This is a genomic window from Salinivibrio sp. ML198 (assembly GCF_001996015.1).
Lineage (GTDB): Bacteria > Pseudomonadota > Gammaproteobacteria > Enterobacterales > Vibrionaceae > Salinivibrio > Salinivibrio siamensis.
Genome location: NZ_MUEZ01000024.1, coordinates 1 through 25,879, shown reverse-complemented (window position 1 = coordinate 25,879; position 25,879 = coordinate 1). Strand labels below are relative to the sequence as shown.

Genomic DNA, 25,879 nt, shown 5'->3' with positions numbered 1-25,879 from the left:
GAGTGTGTGTATCAAATACCGTTTTCATAGTGGTTTAAACTATCAGTCTTATGAGTACGACACAAGACTCACATACTGACTATTTTGTTGGTTTATCCGCGGGTTAAAAAGCCGTAAGGTAAAGCAAAGTCAGTGAAATCGAGGGAGTGATGAAACTAAACGCAGACATGGGTGAAAGCTTTGGTGCGTGGTCGATGGGGATGGATAGCGCGCTAATGCCGTGGATTGATATGGCCAATATCGCGTGTGGTTTTCATGCCTCAGATCCTGATGTAATGGCGGCCACGGTGGCACTCGCAGTAAAGCACAATGTGAGTATTGGTGCTCATCCCGGCTACGCTGATAAGCAGGGCTTTGGCCGTCGTCATATTGATCATACCCCAGCACAAATTAGTCACCTCGTTCGCTATCAAATAGGTGCGCTACAAGGGATCTGTGCACGCTTTAATGCGAGCCTTGATTATGTGAAGCCCCATGGTGCGCTGTATAACACCATGATGGTGGACAATGATTGCTTTGAAGCGGTATTGGTTGCGGTGGCTGACACGCTGCCCAATACACCATTAATGGTGCTGGCACTGCCGGATAACCGTCAGCATCGCCAGCTAGCCCAACAAGTCGGTGTGCCGCTGATTTTTGAGGCCTTTGCTGATAGAGCCTATCTGGCGTCAGGGCAATTAGCGCCGCGCGGCCAACCGGGCGCGGTGTTAGATGACGCTAACGCGATGATTGCGCAGGTGTTGCAGCTATCTCAACATGGCACGGTGACAACCCTTGAGGGGCAAACGCTCACCCTATCGCCGGATACGGTGTGTGTGCATGGAGATAATCCACAATCGGTCGAGGCGATAAAACAACTCAGAAAGGCCTTAACACCATGACACTCAAGGTTGAGCAGGTCAGTGAAACCACGGTAATGATCCGGTTGGGCAATACAATCGATCTTGCCTTAGTCCCACAGTTATCTGCGCTGTGTGAGCGAATCCGCCAACACTTTGGCCGTGGTGTGGTTGAATTAATTCCTGCCTACACCAGCGTTCTGGTAGAAGTGAATGTTCGCTTGCTTCCGCCAGAAAAGTTGAAAACGTGGGTGATGAACCAAGGCGAATCACTGCGAGTCACCGACGACGCCGTGGGCGGAAAACACGTGACGTTGCCGGTGTATTATCACCCTTCGGTTGGGCCCGATTTAGCTGCGGTCGCCGAGTTTGCTGGCGTGAGTGAGCAAGAGGTGATTGCGCGACACAGCCAACAAACTTACACCGTCTGTGCGATTGGTTTCGCGCCTGGCTTTGCCTTTCTTGCGTCGGTGGATGAGACGATAGCCATGCCGCGGCATACCACGCCTCGCCATCAGATCCCCGCCGGCAGTGTGGGCATTGCACAACAGCAAACCGCGGTGTATCCGGCGGCGTCGCCCGCAGGCTGGCAAATTATTGGCAACTGTCCCAAGGTGCTATTCAATCCCCGTCAATCGCCCATGATGCCGTTTGATGTAGGTGATACCGTCCGTTTTGAGCCAATGTCAGAGTCTGATTACCGCGCGGCAGGAGGTCAATGGTGGCAGGATTAACGGTGCTCGACCCCGGCGTATTGAGCTTGGTGCAAGATACAGGTCGTTACGGGGTGGGCCAGCTTGGCTTAAGCCAAGGCGGGCCGGTCGATTGCCACGCATTTGCTTGGGCGAATTATTTACTCGATAATCCCGCCAATACACCTCTGGTCGAGATAACCATGGGTCAGGCACGTTTTCGTGCTGATCACGCCATGTCGATCGCTATCACCGGTGCAGACATGCAACCTTGTATCAATGGTCAGCGCGTGGGTATGTGGCAGACGTTAACGCTAAATACGGGTGATGAACTAAGTTTACGCTACGCGCGCCGTGGCTTGCGCGCCTATCTCGCGGTGCGTGGCGGATTGGCGGTAGATGGCGCATTTGGCAGTGCCGCGACGGTGATGCGCAATCAACTCGGCGGCCTGCATTCCGGATTAGGCGAACAGGCGGGAGGCATGGCGTTCACCAAAGGAGAGGTGTTGCCTTGTCGACCGCATGCGCTGTTGCCGAGGGTGCGCGGTGTGCCGACACGATTTATTCCTGACTACAACGCCCTGACCCCACTGGCGCTTGTGCCGGGGTATCAATTTGATAGCTTCAGCTCCGAGGCGCTAACGGCATTTTTTGAGGGCGAATACACGGTCGATCAGCACAGTGATCGTATGGGCGTGCGCCTCAATGGACCGAGCGTCGTGAGCAAGCAACCGGGCATTGTTTCCGAAGGCATTGCGCTCGGGGCCGTGCAAGTGCCCCCGGATGGTCAGCCGATTGTGTTGCTCAACGATCGGCAAACACTCGGTGGTTATCCTAAGCTTGGCTGTTTAACCCGTGCCAGCTTGAGCATGTTGGCGCAAACGCGACCGGGTCAGGCCGTGCGTTTTTATCCAGCGCGGCTGGCGGATGCATCGGCGCAATGGCAAGAGTTTGTGCAGTTTTTTGACTGGATATAGCCTGCAGAAAATGGATAGATGAGCCTCTGGAAGACAGAGGCTCATAAACGGATAGGCTTTAACGTGCAAGCGACGGACTAGCGGAAACGGCTGATTTGCTCGAGGGCTTTTTCCATTTGTGCAAAGTCAGGTGACGCGTTTTCTATGGGTCGGTTGGTGTTATCCATGTATTGATATTGCCCCCCCGCACCCACTTCTAAAATAGTGTCATCGGTCACTAAGGCATAGCCGCTGTAGTTTGACGATAACACCCAATCTTGGCCGGGGTTTGGTGCAAGTAAGTCATGACCAATCGCATAGCTGGCTGGATCGGACGTTACGCCTAAATAGTGCTTCATCAGGGTGGGCGCGACATCTTGGTGGCTGGTGAGTTGTTTGCCGGTATCGACCTGTTTTGCCTCGATGCCGGGGCCTATCAGCGCGAACGGCACGTGAATTTGTGGGTCAGTAAAGTTACTGTTATGACCCCAATAATTCAGCTGGTTATCATTCATTTCTTGGCCGTGATCGCCAGTGAGAACCAGCAGAGTATTGTCGAACTCCCCGCTTTGTTTCAGCTCTTCAACCACTTGGGCTACCAAACTATCAACGTAACGCACGCTGGTCTTGTAGCGATTGAAAAATGGCGTCGGATCTGTCTCGTTATTTAGCTTGAGATAGTTAACTTCGTCCAACATCGGCTGATACTTGGGCGTAAAGTTCGCAGGAAAATCATAGCCATGTGGCGCATCGTAAAACAAAAACGAGAAAGTGGGACGATTGGGGTCACGCTTTTGGTGCCAACGGATCCAATCTTGGGTGAGATCTGCGTCTAGCTCGGCGGGAGAGTCGCCCTCAGAGCCGTTACGTAAATCGGACACCTTGGCAAACACGGTTTGGTTGAATTCCGGCTTTTCCAATTGCGCGGCGGTAAATATACCCAATTGATAATCGAGCGCCTGCAGGCGGTCTATCAGTACCGGTGATTGCTGATTGGCAAGAAAACTGTGCCAATAGGTGCCAGGCATGCCATAAAACAGGCCAAAAATGCCGGTACGGGTGGCGTTCCCCGTCGCAAGGTGATGTGAATAGGTACGGCCATTTTGTGCCAGTGCCCAAAGGTGAGGGGTGTTGTCGGCGTTGAAGGTATCCGCGCGCCATGAGTCAACCACCAAAAACATGATGTTCACCGGCTGCTCAACCTCGGTCGTGCTCAGCGGCGAAAGGGGATAGTTCAGGTCGGCTTCGCGATCTACATCCATCGCCTTTTGGCGCGCTAGAGCTTTTTCATCAATCCAGCCGTTTTTGCGCATCATACTGTTGGCGGTGGCTGGATAGAAAAGTGGCAAATAACGTTTCACCGTTGTCACGGGTTGGTACGCATAGGCAGCGGCCCAAATATGAATCCCGTGGGTGGCAAGCAAGGTAAGAAACGTGAGCAGAGCAAATTTTTTGCCGACTTTGTGCTGGGAAGAAAACCGTGTCCGCGACAACGCAGCCAGTAGCCCCCATTGCGCGGCGAGGCAGGCCATCACGCCACCGATGACCATCAGCCAAGTAATGAGCGGGAAGCTGACAATCTGCCCGGCGAGGATCAAATCTAGCACCATGGCATTAATATGGAATCGGTACTGGGCAAACACGATGGTATCGATGAAAAGCGTGATCACACCCACCGAGGCAATCAAGGCGAGCAACGGTTGGCGCACCTTGGTTGGCAGCAATAGCAGTGGCAGTGTTACTAAGCCAACAATGGCGGCAAGTAAGGCCATTTGGCTAAAGGTACTGACCACGATAAAGGTGATGCCAAGTGGCTCAGTGGGAAAGCTAGGTAGAAACGCAAAGTAGCGGCTGGCTATTGCCATCAACACCAGGGCGTTAATGGCGATGAACCAGCTGTGTGTTTGAAGTCGCGATTTAAAAGACATGATTTCTCATCACAGTTAAGTTAATCAATCGGCAACATAATGGACGCGTTGCCGGGTTGTATGACGACATGTGTCATTGAATAAGTGGGGCGCCAAAGTGATGCCATAAGGTGGTAATCCAGACCACACCCGCTAAAAGCAAACTGACAAACACCGCCGCAGAGCCGATGTCCTTTGCTCTGCCGCTGAGCTCATGGCGCTCTTCACCCACTCTGTCGACCACGGCTTCAATGGCGGAGTTAAGCAGCTCGACGATGATGACTAACACAATGACACTGAACATTATCAGAGAATCAGTCAACGGTAATTGCAGCCAAAGTAATACGGCTAACGCCGTTGCCAATAATACAACTTCTTGACGGATCGCCGCTTCATGGTGATATGCCGCTTTTAATCCAGCCCAAGAATAGCCAGTGGCTTTAATGATACGTATCAGCCCTCGCGGCTTTTCTGAGGGGGATGTATTAGCGCCCATAAATACATTCTCGTAACAATTTGATCGATAGGGTGGCATTTTACATTTAACCGAGCCAACTGCATAATCGGCGCGATAACTTAATTGGAATTTGTTATGCCTCTGTTTACTGACGCCCCACGCTCCCTGTGTTTTTTGCGCCTATCTGCGATTGGCGATGTCTGTCACGCGGTCGCGGCGATCCAAGCCGTGCAGCGTCATTGGCCGCAGACGCAGATCACTTGGGTGGTTGGTAAAGTCGAAGCCCAGCTTTTGGCCGGGCTGGAAGGGGTGGAGCTGGTGGTGTTTGATAAAAAAGCAGGCTTGGCAGGCATGCGTCACGTCTGGCGGCAGCTGAAAGGACGCCGGTTTGATGCGTTAGTGCATATGCAACTTGCTTTGCGTGCCAGTTTATTGACTATGGGGATCGGCGCGCGCTATCGCGTAGGGTTTCATCGTCACCGAGCGAAAGAGGGACAGTGGCTGTTTACCAATAAACGGATCCTCGATACCCAATCTTGCCATGTGTTAGATAGCTTTTTCGCCTTCACTCAATATTTGGGCGTGCCGGTTACGCCGCCGCAGTGGAATTTGCCACTTTCTGAGGATGACCACGCGTTTGCTGAAGCGCAACTGGGTGACAAGCCTACTATCGTGATCAGTCCAGCCGCGAGCAAAGATGAGCGCAACTGGCTACCAGAGCGTTATGCTGAATTTGCCGACTACGCGGTCGGTAAAGGTTATCAGGTGGTACTCTGTGGTTCGCCGGCTGCGCGTGAAAAAACGCTGGCTGCGCGTATTATTGCCGCTGCTAACGTGCCACTGGCTAACTTGGTGGGACAAACAAGTCTCAAGCAATTGGCCGCGGTGCTCGCACGCGCCGATGCGGTGCTTGCCCCCGACTCTGGCCCCGCGCACATGGCGACCACCCAAGGCACGTCTGTCTTAGGCCTTTATGGCCATAGCAACCCGAAGCGAACCGGCCCTTATAACAATCTCGCGGATGTGGTCAGTGTTTATGAAACCTTTGCTGAACAGCAACATGGAAAGCCCGTTGAGCAATTGGCATGGAGCACGCGGGTGAAAGGCGATCACGTGATGGCCTCCATTGGCACTCAGCAGGTGATCGACGCCTTTGAAACCATGATGGCGAAGCAATAAAAAAGGCCCCGTGGGGCCTTTGTGGTAGCGATGCTAGTACTAGCTGGCGAGTTGGCGCAGCACATAATGGAGAATGCCGCCGTGGCGGTAGTAATCCCACTCGACCGCGGTGTCGATGCGGACGTTGACGTCAAACTCAATGGTTTTATCATCCCGAACCGCACGTACCTTGAGGGTAGAGGGTTCGCCGCTGATCTCCTCAAAATCGAACGTTTCCGTGCCATCCAACTCGAGTGACTCGACGGAATCGCCGTCTTTAAATTGCAACGGCAACACACCAAAGCCCACTAAGTTAGAGCGGTGAATACGTTCAAAGCTTTCAGCAATGACTGCTTTAATCCCCAGCAGGTTAGTGCCTTTGGCTGCCCAGTCACGGCTCGACCCTGTCCCGTACTCTTTGCCGGCCAAGACCACCAATGGGGTGCCATCTTGTTGATAGCGTTGGGCCGCCTCATAGATGCTCATTTGCTCATTGGTGGGTAGATAGGTGGTCATGCCGCCCTCGGTGCCCGGTGCCATATGGTTTTTTAAACGCACGTTGGCAAAGGTGCCGCGCACCATGACTTCGTGGTTACCACGGCGGGAGCCATAGCTGTTGAAATCTTTCGGCTCAACCCCTTTGGATTTCAAATACTCGCCCGCTGGACTATCCGGTTTAATCGCCCCTGCAGGTGATATATGGTCAGTCGTAATAGAGTCGCCCACTTTCACCACACAGCGTGCGCCCTTGATGGGTTTCATCTCGGGGAGCGCCATGGTCATGCCATCAAAGTACGTTGGTTTTTTAACGTAGGTGGAGTCAGGCCATGAGTAAATCTCATCTTCAGGGACTGGCAGTTTCCGCCAAGCGTCTGTACCGGCAAATACATCCGAATATTTGTCTTGGTACAGCCCCTCCGTCATCGCTGATTGGATGGTTTGCGCGACTTCCTGTGGCGTTGGCCAGATGTCTCTGAGGTAGACCGGCTTGCCGCTTTCATCTTGTCCTAATGGCTCCTTAAGGACATCCACATTCATATTACCTGCCAGTGCGTAGGCCACGACAAGTGGTGGTGAGGCTAAATAGTTGGCTTTCACATCTTGGTGAATACGGCCTTCAAAGTTACGGTTACCGGACAGTACGCTAGTCACCAATAAGTCGCCGGCGCGAATGGCTTCAGTGATAGGCTCTGGTAATGGCCCTGAGTTACCAATACAGGTAGTGCAGCCAAAGCCGACGATGTTAAAGCCAAGCTCAGCCAGAGGCTCGAGTAACCCCACATTCTCTAAATAGGCAGGGACAACTTGTGATCCTGGCGCAAGCGAGGTTTTCACCCACGGTTTTGTTTTTAAGCCAAGCTCGCGTGCTTTTTTTGCCACCAGCCCAGCGGCAACAAGTACGGCCGGGTTTGAGGTGTTGGTGCAGGAAGTGATTGCCGCGATGACGACGGCGCCGTTTTCAAGCGTAAACGTCTCTCCCTTATACTTAACTTGAGTATCACCTTGTTCGCGCACACTGGGATTATCGACCGCAGTTTGTCCACCTTCACTGGCAAAACTGGCGATCAAGTTATTTGCTGCCGCTTGTTCTTTTTCCAACAGCTGATCGAATTGGGTTTTGGCATCGGTTAATGCAATTCTATCCTGTGGACGTTTGGGACCCGCCAGGCTTGGTACCACATCACCCAGATCGAGATGGAGCGTGTCACTATAATCAGCAACGGGTGCATCGTCATCACGCCACAAGCCTTGTGCTTTAGCGTAGGTTTCGACCAGCGTGATTTGCTCATCGGTGCGTCCTGTCAGGCGCATGTAGCTAAGCGTTTCTTCATCAATCGGGAAGATGCCACAGGTTGCACCATACTCTGGCGCCATATTGGCAATGGTTGCGCGGTCAGCCAGCGGCAATTTAGCGAGGCCCGGGCCATAAAACTCAACAAATTTACCCACCACGCCGCGCTCACGTAGCATTTGGGTGACGGTAAGTACGAGATCTGTTGCCGTGGCAGACGCAGGCAGCTCACCTTTGAGCTCAAAACCGACCACTTCAGGAATTAGCATGGTAATAGGCTGGCCGAGCATCGCCGCTTCCGCTTCGATACCGCCTACCCCCCAACCCAGCACACCCAAGCCGTTAATCATGGTGGTGTGCGAGTCAGTGCCCACGAGCGTGTCTGGCATGGCTAACTTGTTGTCGCCGTGCTCTTCCACCAATACACCGGGTGCTAAAAACTCGAGGTTCACTTGGTGTACGATCCCAGTGCCAGGTGGTACGACGCGGAAATTGGAGAAGGCTTGTTGACCCCAGCGCAAAAATTGGTAGCGCTCGCTGTTGCGCTCGAACTCAATCTCAGTGTTTTTCTGCAAGGAATCAGGGTTGCCATAATCATCGACCATCACTGAGTGGTCAATGACAAGATCAACCGCACCAAGCGGGTTGATTTTAGCTGGGTCACCTTTAAGCTCTCGCATCGCGGCACGCATGGCTGCTAGATCCACCACGGCAGGTACGCCGGTGAAGTCTTGAAGTACGACGCGAGCGGGGGTGAAGTTCACCTGATCTTGTCCTGCTTTATCAGCTTGCCACTGGCAAAGTGTGCGAATGTCATCGGCAGAAACATTCTTACCATCTTCTTTGCGTAGTAAGTTCTCTAGCAGGACTTTTAGGCAGTAAGGTAATCGATGAATGTTGAACGTCTCAGACAGTGCGTCCAATCGGTAGTAGTCGTAGGTTTCACCATTGACGTGTAGGGTTCGTCGGGTATTGAAACTATCTGGATGTTGAGATGGGTTGCTCACGGATGCCTCCCCTTGTCCGTTATTGTGAATAAGAGAGGCGACCTTACCTCGAAGGCCGTCGCCTCGCTCGGGGGATTGCTTGATTTTACCGCACTATTGTAAATGGGGTTTTGATGAAGTTAAAGCATCGTTATCACGGTATTTCCAATCACTTCCATCGGCTGTACCTTACTGCGTCAGGGTAGGGACTGTCTTCCTCTCGGTGATGGTGTTGATTGCCCGACATGATGGACAAGCCCTCGCGGACGTCCTTCACGGTCAAAAAAGACATTGGGGCGATGTTTGCCTAGTAGTCGTGCCCACAAGCCCTTTACGGCAGTGATAACCATCAGGCGCAATGGAAATCGTGCGTGAACCTTGTTTACTGTAGGCGTTGAGCGAGCATCTTGGCCTTGCACATACCAGCGAACCGGGCCGATCTCTTCTTCATTATCTCCTTCAATGTGATAGCAAGCACTCACCACGCCAACAAAAGGAATATCGGCATTAATCGTATTGGCGATAGGCGTTTGGCAACAACGAGTATACCAGCGGTATAGGCCTCGCTCGCCCAACCTTAAACAGGTTAATTGATCTCGGCCGCGATAAATACGGAGCTGCGCTGGCGTAATTTGTAGCACTTCTGTGCCGCCGCCTGGCTCGAGTTCAGTGTGGTAGCCCAGTGTTTGCGCATAGGTCTGACAATCACTGCAAAAGCACACACAGCGTTGGCTTTGTTGTGCGTCAATGATCTCTCCTGTCATCTGCCCACATGAACACTGAATGGCAAGACGAGCCATATTATTTCCCCCAAGCTGCAGAGCGTGTCTTAACAGTATAGCGCGAATTGTGAGTTCAGACGGTTGCGATAAACGGATAGACACAGCCACAAAAGGGCGGAACCTTATCTATAACATCCTGTTTTATCACTCATGGCAACTTTTCGTGACAGAAAAGTGGCGAGGTGGTGATTTAATATGTTGCTAATAGTTTTCATGTTGGTGATTAATGCTGATGTTTAATATTTGTTAACTTTCGGGTTGGAGGTTTTCAATAGCTTAAGGGTTATCAATAGCGGATAATTCTGATTGATGTTTTTATGGTCGACAAATCTAGGGTTGAAACTGGAAATAACAGGGGATTTAGTTAAACATAACATGTAACGCATTTGTTAATCTTGTATCTGGCAACGGCCCTAGCATCAATGCGTGCGTCGGTACAGATAAAAGGAGAAAGCCATGAATACGTCTTCACTACTCATGCAGCTCAATCAACTGGACGATAATCACATCAAGCAGCTTCAACCCTCGTTTGGTAATCTTCCAGGCACTTCACATGCTGATGGTGGCTATCGACTTCGCCGTTACTCGGTGGTTCATGTTTTCAATGGGGGCGTCGAAAAACTACCACCGCGACCGTTTATGCAAACCTCGGACATTAACGAGTTCCAAGGTGACGTAGCGAGAACATTTGAAGATATTGAATCAGAAACCGTGCAAAAGCCCGGCTTTCATGCCATGTGTCGCACGTTCCGCGATGTGTATCAATTAAGTGACGATAACGATATTGAAATCCACCAAATTCGTATTCAGGCGGATAATCAGTCGGTGCAAGTCGCCCCAGAAGGCGTTCACCAAGACGGCTTTGATCATATCGCCATTGTCAGTATTGGCCGCGATAATATTGAGGGCGGTGACTTTCAGGTATTTAGTCATAAAACCAGCGCACCGCTGTTTAGCCTGCCGCTGGAACCGGGACAAATGGCGGCACTTGATGACCGTACACTATGGCATTACGCTGAGCCGATTACGCCCGTGGATAACCAGAAACCGGGCACGATGGATGTATTTGTACTCACAGCAACAAGGAAGTAACGATGACACCGGCAGGTTTTTCACCCCATGCTGTTCGGGGCCACTTTCCCGCACTCGCGCAAATCATTGAAGGCAAACCCGTCGCATTTTTCGATGGGCCTGGGGGCGCGCAAGTGCCCCGCGCGGTGCTTGACGCTATGGTGGATTATTTAGGGCACTACAATGCCAATCTGGGCGGCCAGTTTTTCTCTGGTCGTTATACCACCGAGCTTATGCAGCGCGCACGTGATGTGGCAGCCACCTTTGTGAATGCCGCATCGTCAGAAAGCATGGTATTCGGTCCGAATATGACCACCTTGACCTTCTCTTTGAGTCGGGCGATCAGTCGCGACTGGCAGGCGGGAGATGAAGTGATTGTTTCGGCACTCGATCACTATTCAAATGTATCTAGCTGGCAACAAGCGGCGCACGACAAAGGCGCGATCGTGAAACAGGTACGTGTTGATGAGTCGACGTATTCTATCGATATGACCCACCTTGCCAGCCTAGTAACCGACAAAACTAAGTTGATTGCGGTGACACTCGCCTCTAACACCACAGGCAGTCTGGTGGATGTGGAAAAAGTGGTAGAGATGGCGAAACAAGTGGGCGCCAAAGTGTATGTGGATGCGGTGCATTATGCGCCCCATCACTTAGTGGATGTGCAAGCACTCGGGTGCGATTTCCTTGCCTGTTCGGCGTATAAGTTTTTTGGACCCCATGTTGGTTTTGTCTATGTCGCGCCTGAGTGGGTACAGACGTTAAAACCGTATAAAGTGGAACCTGCGACTAATCAAGGCCCCGGCCGATTTGAAACAGGCACCCAAAGCTTTGAGGCCATCGCGGGGTTTATCGCGGCGGTTGACTATCTCGCACAATGGGGTGATCCCACGTCGTCACTACGAGAAAGGCTAGCGGCAAGCTATGCGCAGTATCAAGCGCATGAGCAAGCACTGTCAGCACATTTTATCCAGTTGATGCGCGCTTATCCCAAAGTACGTATTTATGGTATTACCGACGATAATCAGCTCGATAAACGCACTCCAACGTTTGCGATCCGCATAGAGGGAGCAGAACCTGCTGAGGTTGCTCAAGCACTTGGCGAGCAAAATTTGTGTGTCTGGAATGGACACTTCTACGCCCAAGGCTTGTGTGAGCAGCTTGATATCTTAGATAAAGGCGGTGTGATCCGCATCGGTATGATGCATTACAACACAATTGATGAAATTGACCGGCTTCACCAAGCCTTATTGCCATTTATTAGCGATTAAACGTCTCTTCTATTCTGAGCGGCCATCCTGGCCGCTTTTTTATATTGGTTGGTTAGTGTCAGCGACCTTTATTTCGTTGTAAGAAAAATGTGAAACGTTAGCTGGCGCATAGGCGAAAACGAAACAGAGCGTTAAGATAACCGTCGTTTAACTGCCCAAGAAACCATTCAAAAAGAAAACAAGGCGAGAGAGATGACTGAAGAACAATACGCCTTTTGGCACCAGTACCTGGCGACCCTGCCAACTCACCAGCGGCCAAGTGACGATATGGTGGTAGTCGATACGTTAAGCCACCATACCGTCAGAGCCAATGAAGTCGCGACCTTGGTGAGTTTGAATAAAAAGAAAGCGCACTGCCGGTTGCGTAGTTCTTTGGAAGAGAAAAATGCGGTGATCCCGCAAAAAGGACATTATAAGATTGTCCTTAATGGTCACCAGCGACCCGTTTGCATCGTCAAAACCACACAGGTGAGCTATTGCCCGTTTAACCAAGTCAGCGCTGAATTTGCCGCACGAGAAGGCGAGGGAGATGGTTCGTACCAATGTTGGCACGAAGCGCATTGGGGTTACTTCTCCCAGTACGCTAAAACACACGGCCTGCATTTTGATGAGCAATCGGATGTGGTGCTTGAAGAGTTTGAAAAGGTCTACCCGCTCTAAATATAAAAGCCGCGCCCAGCGGCTTTTTCGATGACGGCCATCAGAGCTATAGGTCTACTCACCGATATCCAAATTAATCTCATCGGCCCATGGCATGTCTGGCAGGGTGTCTAAGTTGGCTTCATAGCGAGACAGGGTAAATTGCCCGTTGTGATGGCTAACATCATAGATCTCAACCATTAACGCACAGGCAATGTACTCGATAGCTTCGTCGCGTGAATAGCCGGTCATACGCAGGCGCATCAAGGTTTCTGCTACCTTTTTAGGGTCTTGGTCGGCGATCTGGTTCTCAACCACTTCAATCAAGTTAGCGATACTGGTACTGGTTTCATCTTGCATATTATTACTCATTGATTGTGACGCGGGCACCATATTAGGCCATAGCAGATGTTCAAGCACGGGGTTTTTCAATCCGTCGCATCAGCGCGTTTCATTTATCAGGCGTAATATGTTAATGATAACCATTATCGTAACGTGAAAGGAAGGTATCAAAATGACAAAAACACGTATTGAAAAAGACAGTATGGGCGATGTCGAGGTGCCTGAGCAGGCGCTGTATCAGGCTCAAACACAGCGTGCGGTGAATAATTTTGCAATCAGTGATCAGACGATGCCAGCGGACTTTATTCGTGCGCTGGCGATGGTGAAGCATGGGGCGGCACAGGCAAATGAGTCGCTAGGGTTGTTAGAGAGTAAGATTGCCGGTGCCATATGTGAGAGCGCAAAAGAAATCATGGCGGGGAATCACATTGAACAGTTTCCTGTTGATGTTTTTCAAACGGGCTCTGGTACCAGTTCTAATATGAACATGAACGAGGTGCTGGCTACCTTGGCCTCAGAGAAATCCGGTGAGACGGTCAGTCCTAACGATCATGTCAATATGAGCCAAAGCAGCAATGACGCGGTACCAACGGCCATTCAGATCAGTACCACATTAGGCTGTGAGCAAAAGCTGCTACCTGCACTCGCGCATCTGCGTGATGCGTTACAGGAAAAGAAACAGTCAGTTGGCCACATCGTGAAAACGGGTCGTACCCATTTGATGGATGCCATGCCTGTTACTATCGGCCAAGAGCTAGAGGCTTGGTCTCAGCAGATCGAGCACGCGATGGTACAAATTACCCAAAGCCTGTCATCGGTACGCGCACTGGCTCAGGGTGGCACCGCGGTGGGAACCGGGATCAATGCTCATCCATTGTTTGCCGAGCGTTTTGCCGAAGCGGTAGCCGCGCTTAGCAAGACGGGTTTTACTGCCAGTGAGAACCCATTCTTTGCCATTGGTAGCCAAGATGCGTTGGTTGCGCTTCACGGCCAGCTAAAAACGACCGCCGTGGCAACCATGAAGCTAAGTAATGACTTGCGCTGGATGAACTCCGGTCCACTCGCAGGGCTCGGTGAGATCGAGCTGGAAGGGTTGCAGCCCGGCTCGTCAATTATGCCAGGCAAGGTCAACCCAGTGATCCCTGAGTCGGCGGCGATGGTATCAGCTCAGGTGATGGGCAATGACACCACAGTGACGGTGGCAGGTCAGTCAGGGAATTTTGAGCTTAACGTGATGTTACCAGTGATTGCCGCGAACGTGTTGCAAAGCATCAACTTGCTCGCTGGCGCAAGCCGACTGCTTGCTGATAAAGCGATTCGCAGCTTTAACGTGAGAGAAGATAACCTACAAGCCGCGCTGTCTCGTAACCCTATCTTAGTGACCGCACTTAACCCCGTTGTGGGATACCTGAAAGCGGCAGAGATTGCCAAGAAAGCATACCAACAAGGCCGCCCCATTCTCGATGTCGCCGAAGAAGAGACCGAGCTGGGTCGAGAGAAGCTCTCGCAGCTGCTTGATCCAACCAAGTTGACAAAGGGCGGCATTGCGGAATAGCGCGGCTCACTCCGCCGTGTTGGGCGCTACCACCACACGATTGCGTCCCAAGCTTTTGGCGGTATATAGGTGATCATCGGCACGGTCAAATACTTGCTCAGGGTGGCTATCGCTTGGGCGGCTTTCGGATAAGCCACAGCTGACCGTGTAGGTGAGCGATTGATTGTCAAACTGTGAGGTATTCGCCGCAATACGTTGGCGAATACGCTCGGCCACATAGTAGGCATCGTGACTGTCAGTATTGCGAAAGATAATCACAAACTCTTCCCCACCATATCGAGCCACCAAATCGGTTTGGCGAACGGCGCGTGTGATCTCAGCAGCAACATCTTGCAAGACGCGATCGCCGGCGGAGTGGCCATATGTGTCGTTAAATTGTTTGAAGTTATCGACATCAATGACTGCGACCGTATAGGTGTACTGCGTTCGCCGAGCGCGTTCGTATTCAATCGCTAATTCAGGCAATAGGCCGTAGCGATTAACGGTGCCCGTCAGTGGATCTAAGCTGGCTTTTCGTTGCCAGCTGTCTCGTGCTGCCACGGCATTTTTATACTCCATCACTTGGATGGAAATACTGATGCTGGCCAGTACGGTGGTAAAGATAAAAATAAGCAGTGCTAACACGCCGTCATAGAGGTTAGGGATCGCGAATGCGCCCATATCGAATGGTACCATTAAGATAGACACGATGATTAAGCCACAAAGACCAATCAGAAGCGTACGCCAATGGCCGGAGAACGCGATATAAATCAGCAACGCAAGCTCGATGTAGATTGCGCCTGGAAACACAGAAAAACTGATGAGTGTGAGTGCCATAATGGCAGTGACGTAGCCCACGTTTTGCCAACTGAGTTTTGACCAGTCGATCCCCAGCCTTTGCCAAGCGGTGTACAAGCTGACCCAAAGCAGTGTTGATGTGGTGTAAGTCATCATAAATTCAATGGTCAAGAATTGTAGTCGTCCGTGAACTAACTGATCATCGATATAAAGCGGGATCGCGACAATGGCCATCATTACTATTGCGGGGAATAGGCATCCAACGAGCACAAACCGAAAAAGGGCCCGCACTGTATCCAGGCAATGTGGATAATACTTTTGCCATAGCCATGCGGAGAGCGCCGAGGCGAGCGTTAAAAATGTACCAAAAAAAATGCCTGTCGCGAGATGGAGCGACTCGATGCGGGCGATGGCGGCTAGACCGTGGCCAAGAGAGCCGGCAAGGATAAGCGGGAGTATCATCCCCATTCCTAGATGCCGGAATAATACCACCGCAAGGCCACTGGAGATATTGAGCAAGGTGACCGTGTGGACATCGAGTATCGCGGATAAATAGCGCATATCCAGCCAGACGATTGCCCCGTAAATGAAGCTCCACAACAAAATGTGGCGAGCGGAAGGTAGAGAGAGCCCCAGTAGCATGTCACCTCTGCGTCGTGCGATGCAATAGGATATAAACGTGATTGATAGCGGCAGTACGGTTAATGAATAGTATAGCAGAGCCGAGGTAGAGCTCTGCGTTTTCAGCGGGACAGGTACTTTTTAATCGAGCTTTTTCAACGCGACGGCATTCATACAAAAGCGTAAACCAGATGGTGGGGGACCATCAGGAAATACATGGCCAAGATGCGCGTCACAGGTCGCACAGGTGGTTTCAATCCGTGTCATCCCGTGACTGCTATCTTTGTGATAAGCGATAGCATTATCTTGCGCCGGTTGCGTAAACGAGGGCCAGCCTGTACCTGAATCAAACTTTTCATGCGCATCAAACAGCAAGGTGCCGCAGCATGTGCACCCATAACGCCCTGGCTCAAAGAGCGTACACATGCCTGAGCTGAACGCGCGCTCTGTGCCTTTTTGCCGGGTAACACGAAAGGCTTCTTCACTGAGTTGTGTTTGCCACTCTTGGTCTGTTTTCTCAACCCGCGACGGCGGCGCGAGATTACCGCTTTCACTTCGAGCGACGATGTCTTGCCATGTCAGCATGATGTCGTTCCTCTTATTGAACGGGCGGCTGCCCGTGCTACAAAACGCGTAGTGTTATGAATCTTATTGCTCGATGCAAGTAGTACGGTTTGTTTCTCGTGACTCGATCATGTTGATAGCGTACCAATTCCCCACTTTAACTCATCATCTTGGTCGTCTTTGACTTGGTCTCGATAACCCTCCAAGTGTTGTTCAATCAAATCGTCAGACTGTGAGAAAAAAGCAATATGAAAGATAGCATCACCTTCATTGACCACGGGCAGTGTTTGCTGCCCGATGAGGATACCGCTCTGAGGCGCGATCACTTCTACCTCTTGGCTGCCTGCTGGATCAGAAATGATACCGATTACTTGTTGCTTGGAGACCATTTCACCCAGTGCAATGTGGCTGCGGAATATGCCATCGGCGTCGGCGCGCACCCATCGGGTTGCTCTGGCTGTGACGGGTTTGTAAGGTAATTTACGCCGCGACTGACGCAGCATACCCAAGTGGCGCATTACGCGTATCACTCCCCTGACCCCTGCGTTAATTGCGTAAGGCTCAAAGCGTAGGGCTTCACCGGCCTCATAGGTGATCACCGGAATGCCAATTGCCTCTGCCTCTGCGCGTAAGGAGCCGCCCCTTAAGGCGGCGTCGACAACCACAGGGGCGGAAAATGCGGTCGCCATCGCCCCCGCTTCTGGGTTATCTAAATTGGCGCGGATTTGTGGCAGATTGGTGCGGTGGATAGCGGCGGTATGCAAATCGATCACATGGGTGCATTGGCTAATCACTTCATTAAACAGCTGATACGCCATGCGCCCGGCAATTGAGCCACGTTCAGAGCCCGGAAAGGAGCGATTCAAATCACGCCTATCCGGCAGATAGCGAGACTTGTGAATAAAGCCAAATACATTAACAACGGGAATGGCAACGATTGTTCCGCGTAGTTTTTGGGTGTCGGTTCTCGCCATAATTTGGCGAACAATCTCGATACCATTGAGCTCATCGCCATGAATGGCCGCACAGATTAACAGTGTAGGGCCCGATAGTTTGCCGTTAAGAACCTCTATACTCACGTTGAGTGGGGCGTGGGTATAAAGCTTGGCGATTTCCAGCTCTAAGCTAAGGCGATCACCTGGGTTAACGGTCTCACCCCCGATATCGATAGCATTGTTTCTTTTAGCCCTTACCACGAGTTCGCGTCCTCTTGGCATTAGCAGTCTTTTCGATGTATTCCACCACCATACCCGCGACGTCTTTCCCGGTGGCTTTTTCTATGCCCTCTAACCCCGGTGAGGAGTTGACTTCCATCACCAAAGGGCCGCGCTCGGAGCGCAGTAAATCGACCCCAGCGACATTGAGTCCCATGGCTTTAGCCGCAGCAATTGCGGTTCGACGCTCTGCCGGTGTGATCCGTACCAAGGTTGCGGAACCACCTCGGTGTAAATTGGAGCGAAACTCCCCTGGCTGGGCTTGACGTTTCATCGCGGCGATGACTTTGTCACCAATCACAAAACAGCGAATATCGGCGCCGCTGGACTCTTTAATATACTCTTGCACCAAAATGTCTGCTTTTAGGCCCATAAAGGCTTCTATCACACTTTCAGCCGCTTTTTTGGTTTCGGCGAGGACGACACCAATGCCTTGAGTGCCTTCCAGCAGTTTGACGACCACAGGGGCACTGCCGACCATCTCCAATAGGTCTCCAACATCCCCAGGCTTGCTAGCAAACCCAGTATGTGGCATGCCTATGCCTTTGCGCGACAGCAATTGCATCGAGCGCAGCTTATCTCTAGAGCGGGTGATAGCCACGGACTCATTAACGGGAAAAACCCCCATCATTTCAAACTGGCGCAGTACGGCACAGCCATAAAAGGTCACCGATGAGCCGATACGAGGGATGATGGCTTCAAACCCTTCTAGCTCTTCGCCAGCAAGATGAATTGACGGTTGTGTGGAGTTGATGCTCATGTAACAGCGCAGCGCGTCAATGATTTTATACTCATGACCACGCTGTTCGCACGCTTCAATCAGACGTCGAGTGGAATAGAGGTTTTTATTCCGGGAAAGGATACCGATTTTCATTGTGGTTAGGACTCCTATTTGCCGAGCAGGAATGAATGCATAGGATCGACAATGACGTTGCCTGTCATCGCGGTACGACCTAACAGCATACGAAAGCGCATGTTATCGCGTGCGGTGAGTGTCATCTCTATGGGATAACACAGTTCACCGGCTTTGAGTGTGGTCTGAATCACATAGCGAAGTTGCTCGTGCCCGCCAGAGTCGCGCACGACACGGCGCGCAAGCACGGGCGCTTCCGCTTGAATAACATGTTCGTCATCACCTTGGTGAGGGTGGATCCAAAAACGAACCCAAGCAGCGCCTCCTTTTTCAAACTCTTCAATTTTGAAGGTATGCAAGCATGAAGTACGCGCGCCCGTGTCAATTTTGGCTTTTATACGCGCAATATCTAGGTCTGGGAGGCTAATCCATTCGCGCCAACCCACACACACTTTTTCCGTTGATTGAACCGGCATTGTTATCATTACTCGTTATTGCTCTGCCTTGCTTTTACCATAGAAGTGATAGCGGTTATTCGTGGTAAGAATCTGAAAAATCAGCGATGATATGTGATAACCATCGCACACTGGAAGCGGCACTATCATGGCATATGGGAGACTGGTTGAGAGGGACGCCCTACCGGGGCGGGTCGCTGGGTTTCTGTGCACATGATGACCGTTGAGAAGGAAATACCATGCAAACGAGTGATAGACAAGAAGTGATTGATGATTTGCTATCAAAAGTCGATCAAGGTGCGCCCGAAACGATACAAGAGATAGAGCAAGCACACGGTGTTGATAGCCTTGCTTTGTTATTAGAAGCCTTACCTGTTAGCGATCGTGTGGGCTTTTGGGAGCAACTCTCTCCTTCAATACAGCTTCCTGTGTTGGCGGAGATGCGCGATGACGCAGGCGAAGCGGTTATCCGTGCCGTTGATGAGGCACAGCTACATACACTGTTCGCTGATCTCGACGCGGACACCTTGTTGGAACTGCAAGATGTGTTGACCGAACCGCTGTTAGAGGAAGCGCTCGGTCGGATGGACTCGGAGCAAAAGCAACGCTACGCCTCTGCGCAACAATATGCGGATACTCAAGTGGGCCACTGGTGTGATCATCAACCTTTGGTGGTGCCGGCTAAAACCAAGGTAAATGTGGTACTCCGTCTACTTCGACGGGTGATGCCAAAATATTGCGATCATGTCTTCGTGGTCGATAGTCGAGGCATTTGGGTGGGTGCGGTGCCTATTCATAAGTTGTTCGGCGCGGACGGTATTCTCAAAATCAGTGAGCTGGTACGCGAGCAATTTCCCAGCTTAAATGCGCGTGATGATATCTATACCAGTGCCGACAAAGTCGCGAGCAGTGAAGAAATCGCGCTACCCGTATTGGATGATGGTGGCATGTTAATTGGCCGGCTTGACCTTGGTACTGCCTATGAGATGCAAGCGGAACGGGCAGAAGCGCAAATCATGGCCACGGCGGGTTTGGATGAAGATGAAGATTTATTCTCCCCGGTGATGAAAAGTGCGCGTAATCGCGCGTTATGGCTTGGGATTAACCTGATGACGGCTTTTCTGGCCTCTTGGTTTATTGGTTTGTTTGAAGCGACATTGCAACAAGTGGTCGCGCTTGCCGTATTGATGCCCGTGGTCGCCTCAATGGGTGGGATTGCCGGTAGTCAAACGCTGACGCTGATCGTGCGAGGCCTCGCGTTAGGACAAATATCTAAGGCTAACTTAAAGCCCCTTTTGAGTAAGGAATTTAAAGTGGGGCTACTCAATGGCGTGCTTTGGGCGCTTGTGATTGGTGCTATTGCGGGTTATTGGTTTGAAAGCTGGGGACTCGGTGCGGTGATTGGCGCCGCGATTGTCGCCAATATTATCAGTGCTGCACTGGCGGGGATTTTTGTACCTGTGTTATTAGGGAAGCTGAAGATTGATCCGGCTCTGTCAGGCTCAGTGATTTTAACCACGGTGACTGACATCGTCGGTTTTGTCGCTTTCTTAGGCTTAGGAACGTTGTTTTTACTGTAAGTGATTCTTAGGCGTGATGTGTTGTTACTTAGTGGATAGCGCTCGTGATAGCCACGAGCGCTTTTTTATATCAAGCCGGTGTTGAAGGTGTGGCCGTTTCTGCCTCTGACCGCTCGGTTTGTTCGCTCAGTTTACCGTCTGCTGCGGGGAGCAGCTTTTCGCAATAAAGCGTCATCACATCCTCGCGAATGAGCTGCTCTAATTCGGCCGCACGCTCGGTAGGACAAAACAATCGCACATGCACCAGTTGCTCTCCTGTCTCTGTGTGCGAGAGGTAAAGATGAGGCTCTGGGCCAGGAAGATCGACACCAGCATGGCGCTCAATCACATGGTTATAACGTCGAGCAATATCCATAAAGTCTTCGCTGTGATCATCAATACGCGCCAGTAGTGCGGGAATATGGGGGTATAAATTTATATCGCCACGGATCACCAGGTGAAAATGGTGATAAACATAGCGCTTCATAAAGTTCAGGTTTTTCACAGTGGTAGAGAAAAACAAGCTGTTCGGTAATGTCGCGGTTTTTCCGGTGTAGCAATAGTGCCCATGATGGGTATCAATTTCTTGAATTTTGGTCGCCATCAAATTGTGCTCGATCACTTCGCCACGAGAGTTACCTACCTCAATCCAATCCCCGATACGAAACGATCGTGAACTGGCGCGCTGAATAGAACCGGTAAAGCACAGGATAATTTCTTTGGAAGCCACTACCACCGCGACCGCAATGGCTGTGAGCGAGAGGGCAAACTCACTAATTTCTGTGTTCCAAAACAAGAACAAAAACAGTAAAAGCAGACTAAATGCACCATTTTTAGTGCGAGATATCCACTTACGTTGATCTTCGCTGAGAAAGTTACTATCACCGCGAATATGACGCAAAATCAGGCGACGGATCACGCTAACAAAGACGATAACACCAATGGTGGTCAATAGTTTGTTTTCGACCAACAGTTGGGCGATGTTTTTCAACTCAGATAACAAAATCGCTCCCGTAATGCTTCTGGCAAGTTTTGGCGCTATTCTGCCCCTTTGTTAGGCAAAATAAAACGTAAACTTGCGACTATCACGCATAAGGTGCGCGTTAGGCATGAGTTAGTCTGTCATCAGTTTGCTTTGTTGGATCATGGCATCAATCACAGAAGCGCTTAGCTCTTGGCTGCTCAGGCCACTCATATCAATTTCGTATGCACTAGCCATGTCTGCCACACTGAGGTTTTCAAACACCACGTGCTGGTCGATTTGATTATCGCCCGCCGAGGCGATGTACAAGGTGGCTTCACCTTGGTCGTTGTCCTCAAGAGTTAGGTAGTCTTCTAGATTCGCACCGTCTTGGTCTTCATCAATCAGAAGCTCGGAGAGATCCAGTATGTCCTTTTGCACATCAAAGTCAGTAATACGATCAACCGCCTCAGCGCCGATAGACCCTTGATCACCGCTCAAAAAGGCGAAAGTGTCCGACCCAAGCCCCCCTGTCAACGTGTCGTCACCTTGGCCGCCAATCAGCAAATCATCGCCAAGGCCGCCATCAAGCGTATCATCGCCGTGGTTCCCGAGTAAGCTATCATCTCCTTCGTTACCGATCAGGGTGTCGTCACCTGTACCGGCCGCGAGAATTTCACTTTGATAGTTACCTTCTAGCGTTTGGTCATCAATGGCAATAATATCAACCAGTGCACTGTCCATATAACTGCCGTTAGAGGTAGTGTACTCAAATTGATGCTCAGGCTCTGGTAACACCGCATTCGAGCTATCCAAAGTCAGGTAAATCTCGTAGCTTTCGGTGTCATTAGATCCATTGTTGGAAACGATCTCAAAGTAGTAAGTGCCCTGCTGACCGGCCGTAAAGCTATTGCTGCCAGAGTCGGGATTGAGGGTGTCCAAAAGCTGTTGGTTTTGGTCATAGACTCTCACGCTTAGATCATTGAACCAATGGTCATCATCAAAGAGTAAGGTTTCGTTCTGGTAAAGATCCATTTTCGTCATATCACTATCAATGCCGTTCTGGACCGTCCCCGTCAGGGCAGCATTGGCACCATAGTTACCAGCATCAATGTGTGTCCACACCTCCTGTGTCATGGTGCCGAATTTACCGCGGTCTAGGCTCTGTGCCTGAGCAAAGGAACTGGCGAAATCGCCCAGTTCGGATTCAGCAATAAACTCGGAATCGTTACCGATGGGATCAAGGAAGCTTTGCGTATTCATCGCACTATCGGGCGTGAAAGTGACGTCATCTGTGCCCGTTACCGACCCTTGTATTGCATTACTGGTGGCCGTGATCGTACTGTCCATCGAAGGAATATCGTTATGGGTTAAGGCCAAACCGGGAATGACGATCGGACTACCATCATGAATATTGGTGATTACAATATCGTGATTGGCATCTAGCCGTGCCTCGTAGTAGAGGTTAATGGCGACATTGACCTCACTGGTATCGCCATCGTTGTCGGTAAGCGTCAGCGCAATTTGCTCTTGCTCGTTGAGAATATTTCTGTCGACCGCAACGCGGTAGTCGTATTCGCCGGTATCAAAATTGATGGTGAGGATACCGCCTTTTGCGGTTTCAAAGGTCTGCTGCGCGCTGTCAGTCGCCGGGTCATAGTTGTATGTTTGTCCATCCAAGGTGAGTGTAGAAATATAGCCATCGTCGGCGCCGAACAAAGAGACAGTATTGCCGTCATCATCCGTCAGCACGAGACCGCCTGACACTTGTCCACTCTCAATGGTTTGTAGCAGTGAGTAGGCGAGCTCATTTTCATCGGTGACCAGCAACACATTGTCACTGGTATTGCCTGAACTGCTTGCCGCAATCGGTGTCAGTGGCGATGTCGTAATGCCATCCCCGACCCCGACACTGAAGGACTCGTCAATACCTTGCGTACTGACATAAGTTTGCCATGCGCTTTGCAGGCTGGTGTTACTTTCAAAGTCATCATTGGGCATCCCGTCCGAGATAAAATACGAGATAGTCTTATCTGCGCTGATCCCTGATGTATCAATATTATTGATGATCTCATTGAGCGCGTTATCGTACCGGGTCGCGCCACCTGCGTATAAGCCCTCAATGGCATCCAACGCGCTGGCGGCGTCATTAAGAAGCCAGCCTGATGAACTCGCCGTATCCGAGAACGACACAATTTGGATATTAAGATCCCCGAGTCTGTCGTATTCCTCAATCATCGATTTTAGCGCGGCTTTAGTGACTTCCATCCGAGTGGGTGAATCCGGATCGCTTGGGTCAACCGGATCGGACATACTGCCGGACAGATCAATGGTGAGAATAAGGTTAAACGTCGAGCTACTCTCCGCCGTCGCGTACAAGGCACTTTCGATGTTGTCTGAGGTCGGCGTGTCATCTTGCACATTGACCGTTAATGTCGATGAGCGATACGCCGTAGACGCCGTCGGATCATAGGTGGTGTAGGTGAAGGCTTCGCTCACGTTATCACCGCTGGTGGCATTATTGAGCGTATAGGTGTAGTCACCCGCGCGATAACCTTGGGTGTTGTCTTGGTTATAAACAGTCAGAGTGCCACTGGCAGTGGTGAGGGTTAAAACCCCATCACTGCCAAAGCTTTGCCCATTAATTTGATGCAGGCTGACATTAACGCCAATCCCCGTATCATTATCCAACAGGTTACCTTGGGTGGTTTGACTATTATCGTCGCTCACTAACCCTTGCTCGCTGACTGAAGCGATATCGGCGTTTAACTGGGTATTGTTGTCATGACCGAGTGTGAGCTGCGCCTGACTCGTATCCCCATCGCTGTCGGTGAGGGTATAGGTGAATACCTCATCGTCCAGCGTGCTGGCATCCGTCGTTGACGCGACCGATGATTGATACAGGTAGCTGCCGTCGGGTTGAATGGTTAATTGCCCTTGCGATGTGGCAATCACAGTACTGCCGTTGACTGCATACGTGGTGCCATTGAAGCTAACCGCGGTCACCGTGGTGGTATCCGCCCCGAGGGTATCGGCACCGGCGCCGGCAGTGATCACGTTCCCTCCTGTCGAGGCGCCAGAGGCTACGCTATCACTATCATCATGGGCTACCGGCGCAGAGTCGCTCACATCGAAGGTCACGGTTGTCCACTCTTCATTCTCGCTACTTTGGTAGGAGAAGCTGTCATAGACGTGACCGCCGCCTGCATGGTTCACTGCCGGTGCAGTGTAGGTAAAGCTACCGTCTGCGTTGACAGTAACACTGCCACCCAATGCGGTGACGATGGTGGCAGGGCCGATCACAATTTCACTGTTACCACTTTCTCCTTGGCTGGCATTGGTGGCAACGCGGGTGACAGAGGCCTGTGTGTCTGTATCGTTGCTGATCAGTCCGTCGACACTAGCAATGCTGGTGGCTTGTCCTTCGGTCTGTGCAAAGCTGTCATTTTCTAGATTCAGAGTGGCCGTGGTTGATGCCTGATCCGTGCCGTCGGTACTGATAGCCGTAATCGATAGCGTGACACCAGTAATATCGGCAGGAGAGGCGAGATTAAGACCACTCAGTTGCGCGTCCGTGAGTAGCCAATCGCCGGTGCTTGCCTCTTTTGTCCCCGCTGATAATACTGCATCATCCGGTAAGCCGCTGATTCGGTAAGTAAGTGTTTCGCCCGATTCATTGGCGGTGCCGGAGATTGTTAAAGGCGATAGAATCGCACGTGACCCGCCTGCGCCAGGGTCAGTGGCGGAGATTTGTCCCGTGTCATCGATATAAGTCAGTGATTGATCGCCACGGCTGACTGTGAGGGTGGGGGCGGTAGCAACCCCTTCGACGTTGAAGGTGACATCGTGGGTCAGGCTCGCATTTTGCGTATCGGTGGCGCGGAAGCTTACTGTCTCTGTCCCACTCCAATCGGCGACCGAAGAAATGGTCGCGACTCCATTCGCATCAATAGAGACAGAAACTCCACTGGGCACATTTGCCACATCGAAACTCAAGGTATCGTCACTGTCGATGTCGGAAAACACCGTATTGAGATCAATGGTGTAGCTAACAAAATCCTCTTGCAGAGTTTGTGTTGAAACGGCTTGAGCCAAGGTGGGGGCGTCATTGGCCCCCGTAATGGTGATGACAATATCTTGTTGTGTGTTATCGCTTGCGGTGAGGGTGATGGTGTCCGTCACTTGATCACCGGCATCTAAATCCTGCACTGAGCTCTGATCGAGGGTGTAAGTCCAATTGCCGTTGACCAGCTCTAGCGAACCGTAAGTGCCGCTCTCTGTGGTATCGGCAAAGGTTGGCGCGTCGTCACTATCCACATCACTGATCGCAATGGTGCCGGTGGCAGTGACCGCATCGCCTTCGTCACCTTCGGTCACTGAGCCGGTAAAGCTACCGGTGACTTCAGGTAAGTCGTCGGTGCCGGTAAT

The 25,879-nt window shown here is 51.3% G+C and carries 21 protein-coding genes; 9 read left to right on the top strand and 12 right to left on the bottom strand.

Annotated features, from left to right (window positions below):
* Positions 1 to 149: 149 nt before the first annotated feature.
* Genes BZG25_RS14525 through BZG25_RS14515 form a run of 3 tightly spaced genes read left to right on the top strand, consistent with a single transcriptional unit; the run spans position 150 to position 2,508 of the window.
* A complete protein-coding gene (locus BZG25_RS14525) occupies positions 150 to 881 on the top strand; it encodes a 5-oxoprolinase subunit PxpA (RefSeq protein WP_077579473.1) in 732 nt (243 codons plus the stop codon).
* Positions 878 to 1,573, top strand: coding sequence for a 5-oxoprolinase subunit PxpB (gene pxpB, locus BZG25_RS14520; RefSeq protein ID WP_077579474.1), 696 nt, complete (start codon positions 878 to 880; stop codon positions 1,571 to 1,573). The genes BZG25_RS14525 and pxpB overlap by 4 nt, the downstream gene beginning before the upstream one ends.
* Positions 1,558 to 2,508, top strand: a complete 951-nt coding sequence (locus BZG25_RS14515) for a biotin-dependent carboxyltransferase family protein (RefSeq protein WP_077579475.1) — start codon at positions 1,558 to 1,560, stop codon at positions 2,506 to 2,508. The genes pxpB and BZG25_RS14515 overlap by 16 nt, the downstream gene beginning before the upstream one ends.
* A gap of 77 nt (positions 2,509 to 2,585) precedes the next feature.
* Here the strand turns inward: BZG25_RS14515 and BZG25_RS14510 are convergent, their stop codons facing one another.
* A complete protein-coding gene (locus tag BZG25_RS14510) occupies positions 2,586 to 4,415 on the bottom strand; it encodes a DUF3413 domain-containing protein (RefSeq protein WP_077579476.1) in 1,830 nt (609 codons plus the stop codon).
* 73 nt (positions 4,416 to 4,488) lie between these two features.
* A complete protein-coding gene (locus BZG25_RS14505) occupies positions 4,489 to 4,890 on the bottom strand; it encodes a diacylglycerol kinase (protein ID WP_077579477.1) in 402 nt (133 codons plus the stop codon).
* 96 nt (positions 4,891 to 4,986) lie between these two features.
* On the opposite strand from BZG25_RS14505, the gene BZG25_RS14500 reads away from it, so the two are divergent.
* Positions 4,987 to 6,030, top strand: coding sequence for a glycosyltransferase family 9 protein (locus BZG25_RS14500; protein WP_077579478.1), 1,044 nt, complete (start codon positions 4,987 to 4,989; stop codon positions 6,028 to 6,030).
* Positions 6,031 to 6,069: 39 nt separating this feature from the next.
* Here BZG25_RS14500 and acnA read toward each other — a convergent pair whose 3' ends face one another.
* Positions 6,070 to 8,808 (bottom strand): aconitate hydratase AcnA, encoded by a 2,739-nt coding sequence (gene acnA / locus BZG25_RS14495; RefSeq protein WP_077579479.1) that lies wholly within the window; start codon positions 8,806 to 8,808, stop codon positions 6,070 to 6,072.
* A gap of 176 nt (positions 8,809 to 8,984) precedes the next feature.
* A complete protein-coding gene (locus BZG25_RS14490) occupies positions 8,985 to 9,587 on the bottom strand; it encodes a DUF6151 family protein (RefSeq protein ID WP_077579480.1) in 603 nt (200 codons plus the stop codon).
* Between the two features lie 438 nt (positions 9,588 to 10,025).
* Between BZG25_RS14490 and BZG25_RS14485 the strand changes: the two genes are divergently transcribed.
* From BZG25_RS14485 to BZG25_RS14475, 3 genes are all read left to right on the top strand, one after another.
* Entirely contained in the window at positions 10,026 to 10,661 is a 636-nt protein-coding gene (locus BZG25_RS14485) for a 2OG-Fe dioxygenase family protein (protein WP_077579481.1), read from the top strand.
* A 2-nt stretch (positions 10,662 to 10,663) separates the two neighbouring features.
* The gene (locus tag BZG25_RS14480; RefSeq protein WP_077579482.1) at positions 10,664 to 11,911 is read left to right on the top strand and encodes a cysteine desulfurase-like protein; all 1,248 of its coding nucleotides are present in this window, start codon (positions 10,664 to 10,666) and stop codon (positions 11,909 to 11,911) included.
* Positions 11,912 to 12,103: 192 nt separating this feature from the next.
* Positions 12,104 to 12,571, top strand: coding sequence for an ASCH domain-containing protein (locus BZG25_RS14475; protein ID WP_077579483.1), 468 nt, complete (start codon positions 12,104 to 12,106; stop codon positions 12,569 to 12,571).
* A gap of 54 nt (positions 12,572 to 12,625) precedes the next feature.
* Here BZG25_RS14475 and BZG25_RS14470 read toward each other — a convergent pair whose 3' ends face one another.
* Complete coding sequence (locus BZG25_RS14470) at positions 12,626 to 12,910, bottom strand: hypothetical protein (protein WP_046075496.1); 285 nt, start codon at positions 12,908 to 12,910, stop codon at positions 12,626 to 12,628.
* 154 nt (positions 12,911 to 13,064) lie between these two features.
* On the opposite strand from BZG25_RS14470, the gene BZG25_RS14465 reads away from it, so the two are divergent.
* Positions 13,065 to 14,447: a lyase family protein gene (locus tag BZG25_RS14465; protein WP_046075495.1), complete on the top strand. Its 1,383-nt coding sequence runs from the start codon at positions 13,065 to 13,067 to the stop codon at positions 14,445 to 14,447.
* Between the two features lie 6 nt (positions 14,448 to 14,453).
* Here BZG25_RS14465 and BZG25_RS14460 read toward each other — a convergent pair whose 3' ends face one another.
* From BZG25_RS14460 to BZG25_RS14440, 5 genes are all read right to left on the bottom strand, one after another.
* A complete protein-coding gene (locus tag BZG25_RS14460) occupies positions 14,454 to 15,866 on the bottom strand; it encodes a GGDEF domain-containing protein (RefSeq protein ID WP_077579484.1) in 1,413 nt (470 codons plus the stop codon).
* Between the two features lie 120 nt (positions 15,867 to 15,986).
* Positions 15,987 to 16,430 (bottom strand): peptide-methionine (R)-S-oxide reductase MsrB, encoded by a 444-nt coding sequence (msrB, locus tag BZG25_RS14455; RefSeq protein WP_077579485.1) that lies wholly within the window; start codon positions 16,428 to 16,430, stop codon positions 15,987 to 15,989.
* Positions 16,431 to 16,537: 107 nt separating this feature from the next.
* Positions 16,538 to 17,626 (bottom strand): succinylglutamate desuccinylase/aspartoacylase family protein, encoded by a 1,089-nt coding sequence (locus tag BZG25_RS14450; RefSeq protein WP_046075493.1) that lies wholly within the window; start codon positions 17,624 to 17,626, stop codon positions 16,538 to 16,540.
* On the bottom strand, positions 17,592 to 18,497 hold the full coding sequence (gene rimK, locus BZG25_RS14445; protein ID WP_046075492.1) for a 30S ribosomal protein S6--L-glutamate ligase: 906 nt from the start codon (positions 18,495 to 18,497) through the stop codon (positions 17,592 to 17,594). Before rimK ends, BZG25_RS14450 begins: the two co-directional genes overlap by 35 nt.
* A 14-nt stretch (positions 18,498 to 18,511) precedes the next feature.
* On the bottom strand, positions 18,512 to 18,952 hold the full coding sequence (locus tag BZG25_RS14440; protein ID WP_046075491.1) for an ATP-dependent zinc protease: 441 nt from the start codon (positions 18,950 to 18,952) through the stop codon (positions 18,512 to 18,514).
* 218 nt (positions 18,953 to 19,170) lie between these two features.
* On the opposite strand from BZG25_RS14440, the gene BZG25_RS14435 reads away from it, so the two are divergent.
* Positions 19,171 to 20,511 (top strand): magnesium transporter, encoded by a 1,341-nt coding sequence (locus BZG25_RS14435; RefSeq protein ID WP_046075490.1) that lies wholly within the window; start codon positions 19,171 to 19,173, stop codon positions 20,509 to 20,511.
* Positions 20,512 to 20,581: 70 nt separating this feature from the next.
* Here the strand turns inward: BZG25_RS14435 and BZG25_RS14430 are convergent, their stop codons facing one another.
* Together BZG25_RS14430 and BZG25_RS14425 are read right to left on the bottom strand one after the other, a co-directional pair.
* On the bottom strand, positions 20,582 to 21,493 hold the full coding sequence (locus BZG25_RS14430; RefSeq protein WP_241828726.1) for a mechanosensitive ion channel family protein: 912 nt from the start codon (positions 21,491 to 21,493) through the stop codon (positions 20,582 to 20,584).
* Between the two features lie 111 nt (positions 21,494 to 21,604).
* Positions 21,605 to 25,879: VCBS domain-containing protein (locus BZG25_RS14425; RefSeq protein ID WP_131826119.1), on the bottom strand; the 4,275-nt coding region annotated here is incomplete at its 5' end.

What these genes read in the sequence shown, in the direction of transcription:
- BZG25_RS14525 (WP_077579473.1), top strand. Translation starts at nt 150, where the DNA reads ATGAAACTAAACGCAGACATGGGTGAAAGCTTTGGTGCGTGGTCGATG.
- pxpB (WP_077579474.1), top strand. Translation starts at nt 878, where the DNA reads ATGACACTCAAGGTTGAGCAGGTCAGTGAAACCACGGTAATGATCCGG.
- BZG25_RS14515 (WP_077579475.1), top strand. Translation starts at nt 1,558, where the DNA reads ATGGTGGCAGGATTAACGGTGCTCGACCCCGGCGTATTGAGCTTGGTG.
- BZG25_RS14510 (WP_077579476.1), bottom strand. Translation starts at nt 4,415, where the DNA reads ATGTCTTTTAAATCGCGACTTCAAACACACAGCTGGTTCATCGCCATT.
- BZG25_RS14505 (WP_077579477.1), bottom strand. Translation starts at nt 4,890, where the DNA reads ATGGGCGCTAATACATCCCCCTCAGAAAAGCCGCGAGGGCTGATACGT.
- BZG25_RS14500 (WP_077579478.1), top strand. Translation starts at nt 4,987, where the DNA reads ATGCCTCTGTTTACTGACGCCCCACGCTCCCTGTGTTTTTTGCGCCTA.
- BZG25_RS14490 (WP_077579480.1), bottom strand. Translation starts at nt 9,587, where the DNA reads ATGGCTCGTCTTGCCATTCAGTGTTCATGTGGGCAGATGACAGGAGAG.
- BZG25_RS14485 (WP_077579481.1), top strand. Translation starts at nt 10,026, where the DNA reads ATGAATACGTCTTCACTACTCATGCAGCTCAATCAACTGGACGATAAT.
- BZG25_RS14480 (WP_077579482.1), top strand. Translation starts at nt 10,664, where the DNA reads ATGACACCGGCAGGTTTTTCACCCCATGCTGTTCGGGGCCACTTTCCC.
- BZG25_RS14475 (WP_077579483.1), top strand. Translation starts at nt 12,104, where the DNA reads ATGACTGAAGAACAATACGCCTTTTGGCACCAGTACCTGGCGACCCTG.
- BZG25_RS14470 (WP_046075496.1), bottom strand. Translation starts at nt 12,910, where the DNA reads ATGCAAGATGAAACCAGTACCAGTATCGCTAACTTGATTGAAGTGGTT.
- BZG25_RS14465 (WP_046075495.1), top strand. Translation starts at nt 13,065, where the DNA reads ATGACAAAAACACGTATTGAAAAAGACAGTATGGGCGATGTCGAGGTG.
- BZG25_RS14460 (WP_077579484.1), bottom strand. Translation starts at nt 15,866, where the DNA reads ATGCTACTGGGGCTCTCTCTACCTTCCGCTCGCCACATTTTGTTGTGG.
- msrB (WP_077579485.1), bottom strand. Translation starts at nt 16,430, where the DNA reads ATGCTGACATGGCAAGACATCGTCGCTCGAAGTGAAAGCGGTAATCTC.
- BZG25_RS14450 (WP_046075493.1), bottom strand. Translation starts at nt 17,626, where the DNA reads ATGCCAAGAGGACGCGAACTCGTGGTAAGGGCTAAAAGAAACAATGCT.
- rimK (WP_046075492.1), bottom strand. Translation starts at nt 18,497, where the DNA reads ATGAAAATCGGTATCCTTTCCCGGAATAAAAACCTCTATTCCACTCGA.
- BZG25_RS14440 (WP_046075491.1), bottom strand. Translation starts at nt 18,952, where the DNA reads ATGCCGGTTCAATCAACGGAAAAAGTGTGTGTGGGTTGGCGCGAATGG.
- BZG25_RS14435 (WP_046075490.1), top strand. Translation starts at nt 19,171, where the DNA reads ATGCAAACGAGTGATAGACAAGAAGTGATTGATGATTTGCTATCAAAA.